At 52.5% G+C, this 2,162-nt stretch carries 1 protein-coding gene; it reads right to left on the bottom strand.

All coding sequences use genetic code 11. From position 1 onward, the window contains the following. Positions 1 to 340: 340 nt before the first annotated feature. Positions 341 to 2,083, bottom strand: coding sequence for a sensor domain-containing phosphodiesterase (locus V8L71_RS20510; protein ID WP_336275320.1), 1,743 nt, complete (start codon positions 2,081 to 2,083; stop codon positions 341 to 343). Positions 2,084 to 2,162: the final 79 nt, after the last annotated feature.

Genomic DNA, 2,162 nt, shown 5'->3' on the forward strand with positions numbered 1-2,162 from the left:
CAACTGGCGCGGAACTTTATGTTGGGCATGGCACTGTCTGGGTGAATGGCGATAATGGCTATATTGCCATGCAGGTCAGTGGGTTAGAAGTGCTTCCGGGGGCCGGTCTCACGGATTCAGGACTTAGATAAGTATAGAGTATCGGGAGCACAGAACTGTGAATAACAACTGGGCCATCTTTAGCTGGGTTCTCGCAAAACAGCAGCCAGCTATTGGCATCGAACTCTTTGCCAACTTGAGGCTCTTTCACCTCAAAGTGGTCATTTGAAGAAGGAACCGCAGCAATAACGACGATACCCGAGGGAGCCCAAATCAATTGGAGAGGTTCAGGCAATTCGCATTATTGAACTGTTCTTTCATGTAGCCACTTTTCGAATACCAGGGGTAATAGAGGTTTAGCGATAAAATATCCTTGAGCTTCGTTGCAGCCTAGTTCCACGAGGCGGCGGTAGGAGATATCGTTTTCTATTCCTTCTGCTACCACTCGGTAGCCTAGGTCATGGGCCATTGAGATCATGGAATTAACTAGCGTCTCGGTGCGCGCGTCCTGACCAAGCTCGGTGATAAAGCGGCGGTCGATTTTTACGGTGTGGGCAGGAATCTCATGCAGATAGGAGAGACTGCTATAGCCGGTACCAAAATCGTCAATAGCGATTTGCAGTCCTGCCGCTATTATCGCCTTAAGCTGGTTGGCCGCTACCTGCCCCTGGCCAATCAGAGCGCTTTCGGTAAGTTCGACTTCTATAGCGGTACTCGGAAGTGACATACGCGCCATCTCATCCAAAAGCCGCTCGGCAAAATCCTCCTCCTCAAGATTAGTGGCTGAGACATTGACCGAAATCTGGAGTGTTTCTCCCTGTTGATGCCAAACCGCCGCCTGGCGAATGGCGTGACGCAACACCCACTGCGTTAACGGTTTTGCCATGGGGGTATTTTCGATCAGGGGAATAAATTCGCCAGGCGATACTTCACCTAAGGTTGGGTGATGCCACCGCAACAACGCTTCCGCTCCTAAACACTCGCCGCTTCCAAGGGAGACGCGTGGTTGGAAAACCAGGTAAAGCTCATCCTCATTGTCTAGTGCCCGGCCGATGTCGCCCAGTAGGGTAAAGCGTCGTTGATGATGGGCATCCAAGTCCAGTGAAAAGAGCCCAGCAACTTCTCCAGCCTGACGAGCATCCAGGCAAGCGGCATGAGCGATTCGCAAGACATCCGCGGCCGTAACTTCGCCCAGACAAAAGGGAGCGATGCCCATGATGGGGTGTATCAAGACTGGAACGTCGCGAGTGGATTCGAGTGCGAGTAGCGCTTGGCGTAAACGAAGCGCCTCTTCCAGCAGCTCAGCATCACTCGCTTGGTTCACCAGATGCATGAATTGACATCCGCCTAGGTAATAGAGCGTTGATGATGGACCAATGGCCTGTTGCAGGCAACGAGCTGCAATCCGTGCCAGCTCATCAAGAAAAGCGGGCCCCATGGTGCGGTGGAACATACTTAATTCGCTGGCATTGACCACCTCGGTAAATAACGCAACTCTTCGTCCGTTCGGCACATCCCGCTCCATATCCTGCAAGTCTTCGGCAAACTGGTGGCGGTTGGAAAGGCCCGTCAACGGGTCGATCCGGCCGAAGACGTGCTGCAACTCAATCTGTGCCATTACCATGGCGGCCAGATCGCGAAGCGTTGCCTGCTCTTGTTCAGATACCTCACGTGGTTGAGTGCCCAGAACGCACATCGCGCCCAAGGTATGGCCTTCACGAGTCACTAGTGGAGCGCCCGCGTAGAAACGAATGCCTGAGTTTGCTAAATAGCTATTTCGGTAGCAGTCCGAGGCGAGAAGATCTTGGATGATAAGGGGGTGAGAGGAGTTACAGACATCTGCGCAGGGCGCTGTTTCACGGGGTATCTCCCAATGATCAACGCCTACCCTAGACTTAAACCATTGACGGTTTTCATCAGTAAGCGACACCGCTGCGATTGGCAAACCGAAAAGTTGACTGGCCATCCGTGTGATCCGGTCAAAACTTTCACTAGGAGAGGTATCTAGCCTGGATTTCTCATAGTACCTCAGCCAGTACCGCACTCAGGCTGTAACACCGCTAAACACCTACTGGCTCGACTTACATCGGCTACTTTTTAACCACTTTCCGGCGTTCAGACAC

Source organism: Vreelandella indica (assembly GCF_037070225.1).
Classification (GTDB): Bacteria; Pseudomonadota; Gammaproteobacteria; order Pseudomonadales; family Halomonadaceae; genus Vreelandella; species Vreelandella arctica.